The 3150-nt window shown below is 62.9% G+C and carries 2 protein-coding genes; both read left to right on the forward strand.

The features are described 5' to 3' along the window. Window positions 1-533: FAD-binding oxidoreductase (locus tag AC1D0Z_RS18485; protein ID WP_477659655.1), on the forward strand; the 533-nt coding region annotated here is incomplete at its 5' end. A gap of 10 nt (window positions 534-543) precedes the next feature. Beyond that, on the forward strand, window positions 544-3150 hold a 2607-nt coding region (locus AC1D0Z_RS18490; protein WP_477659656.1), incomplete at its 3' end, for a hypothetical protein.

The raw sequence follows: 3150 nt of genomic DNA on the forward strand, positions 1-3150 counted from the left end.
AATGTTTCGAGCGTCTGCTCGAGGCCGCCATGGAGGCAGGCTGTGTAGCCGATGCCGTCGTCGCCGAGAGCATGGCGCAGGCCCACGCGCTGTGGCACATCCGTGAAAGCATCCCGATGGCGCAGGCCGAAGAAGGCCTGAACATCAAGCACGATATCTCGATCAACGTGTCGCGCATTCCCGGGTTTGTCAGTGAAACCAACGCGCTGCTGCTCGAACGCTTTCCGGGCGCGCGCATGGTCGTCTACGGCCATCTGGGCGACGGCAACCTGCACTACAACGTGCAGGCGCCGGAGAACGAAGACCAGGCACGTTTCCTGAACGAAAAGGAAACGCCTATGAATGCCCTGGTCTACGAAGCGGTGGACCGCTACCGGGGCTCGATATCGGCCGAACACGGTGTGGGAAGTGTCAAGGTTGACACGCTGCCCAAGCACAAATCGCCTGTGGCGCTGGGCATGATGCGTGCCATCAAGCAGGGGCTGGATCCCTATAACCTGATGAACCCGGGACGGGTGCTGCGCGCTGAATGAGGCTGGGCCTATGCATAAATCGCTCTTTGCCCTGCTCGCGCTCGCCAGCCTGGCCGGGATGGCGAACGCCACTTCGCCGATACCACCGCCGCATCCGCCACCAGGCCCACGCGAATGCATTGATACGCCAGCTCCTGACTTAAAACATCTTGCTGCCGACACTCTGCCCGTGCACCGTGTGCTGGCCGTCCATCTGCTTCGGAGTCGCGAACCGGCGTTCTCGTGTGAATCGGCCAGTTTCCGCTACAAAGCGGAGATGGTGTCAGAGAACGAAGTCCGCGTTCAGTCTCACCATCGCACCACGGGAATATTGCATGCGGAGGCGACTTATGGGGGACACCACAATATCGGGACACTGCGCAAGCATGGCGTGGTGGAGGCTTTCGGGTCGCGTGGTCAGAAACTGTTCACCGAATACCACTGTTTTGGTTTCGCCGTGGGCTTGCACCGCTACCACGACGCCAAGGGAAAACTGGCGGGCGTAGCCGACCACACGAATAGCGACTACCGCTACGAACTCCAATCCTCCGGCGGCCACCGCTTAACGCGCGACAGGCAGACCGAGCAGCGGCAGCAATTTGTACAGTTCCGGGAGATCTTCGCAGTAGCAGCGACCAGCAAGCAACGCGTGGAACTCAGCGGCGCGCCCATCTTCGGCCAGGATTGGAGACTGCTTGATCCCGCCACTGCCGTTCGCACGTGGACTACGCCGGGGCCGCAGGGCTCTGTTCGGGATTTCAACCAGCCTCAGATGACCGCGGAACTCACCAACGTACCGTTCGAATACCAGCCATTCTGGGAACTCTATGTGCGCGCGGCGAACGGGGCATCCGCGCCTGAACCGGTACCCGCGTATACGCGCGAAATATTGCAATGCCCCTGGATCTCGCAGGCGATGTCGCTTGCCACCACTGACCCGCGCTTCGCCTTCCCGCCGTTGCCTTCGAGTCCCAGTCCCGACCGGGTCGCGAGCCGGCGCATCACCTACCTGCGCTGCCTGGAGTTGCCCAGTGCAGAGTGCTTGCTCGACTTCGCGATGGAGCGGGCGCGCGGGGCCGACTCGCATCGCGACACATTCTTGCTGGGGCTGACGGTCGCATCGCTAGCGGTGAAACAACCCCATTGGGCGCAGGAAGCCCTCGCCGACTTACGTTCGACCGCTGGCAACTATTCGGAACCTAACCCCTACCTGGCGCCATGGGTGGCCCTGAGCGTTGCCGCAGCACGCCAGTCGGATCGCGATGCGGATGCGCTGCAATCGGCGGAGCAAGCGGTATGGCAGGCCAGTGGCGCGCCGGCCGGATATCAGAGCGACGTTCTGCTACAGAAAGCGGTGTCGACCGCCAAACTTCTGGCGGAACACGGCTTCGTGGAACACGCTAACCGCATCCGGCTGCAATTGCTTGCGCGTGACCCGCGCCAGGCCGAGGCGCTGTTGTTGCCGATCGCCATGGCCTATGCACGTGTTGGTGCCGCTGTGCCTGCGCGCACCTTGGGGGATGAGTGGCGGCGTGCCCAATTCGCGCCAACTACGGCCGCCACGCTTCCCGTGCGTCGCCCCGACGATATGGACCATGTGTTTGCAGCCCGCAAACAGAGTTACGACGACGCCATGGCACGTATCATCGCGGGCCCCCAAGCGCAACCTGGCGCCGCAGAGTGCGCCGCCGCCCGCAATAGTGCACAGCGGTTGCGGGACGGGGATGGTACGACTTTGCGATACTCCGTCGTGGCTGATGCCGGTGTCCGTCTTGCGCAATGTGGCGACGCGGCTGCAGCGGCCATGCTGCTGCGCGAGGCCCTTCGCCTCGCGGACGCCGAACCCTTCTGCCGCGGCGACATGTGCTGGAACTTCCCGGGCACAGCCCGGCAGGAGGTGGCGCTGAAGGTAATCGAAGCCCGGCAGCCAGAGTTACTCGAGACCTGGAACTTTGTTCACGTACCAGCATCGGTGAAGATCGCCTACGCTGGCGCATTGGCACGGCAAGGAAAGCCGGAACAGGCACTGGCACAGCTGGACGCCGCCCGCGGCATCGACAGTCCGTCAGCGAATGCCCTGGCCACGGCAATGCTCGAGATCGCCATCGCGCGGGGCCAAGCCGAGGCCATAACCACAGCCAGCCGTGAAGCGCTGAGAACGGCAGCCAGCCTGGAGCGAAGCATCCCCAGAGCCGAGGCGCTGATGGACTTGGGTCGTGTGCATGCGAATCGCAGTACCTGCGCGGACGCGCTTATTGCTTTCGATCTTGGACGTTCCACACTGATAYAAACTCTAAGCCGTACATTGGCACCGGCGGAACGCTTGGCCCAGGACCGCCTGCTGGGCGACTTGGCGGTGGGCTATGCACAGTGCGGCAGGCCCGACGAGGCCAGCGTAACCCTGTCCATCCTCAGTGAGCAGTTCGCGGTTTCGCTTCCGGCGCAGGTGGAGAGCGATAAAGATGCGGTTGAACTGGAGATCGCGCTTCACATCGCTCGGGCGGGCAACCCGACAGAAGCCTTGCAGAAAATCAAAGCGCTTCGCCCGTCCCCGGTTCGTTTCGCAGCACTGGCTGAGCTGGATCGAACTATCGACTATCTTGCCGCAGAAAAGCCGACCGTGGCGCAGCTTGCAGCC

The sequence above is a fragment of the Polaromonas sp. P1_E3 genome (genome assembly GCF_056405935.1).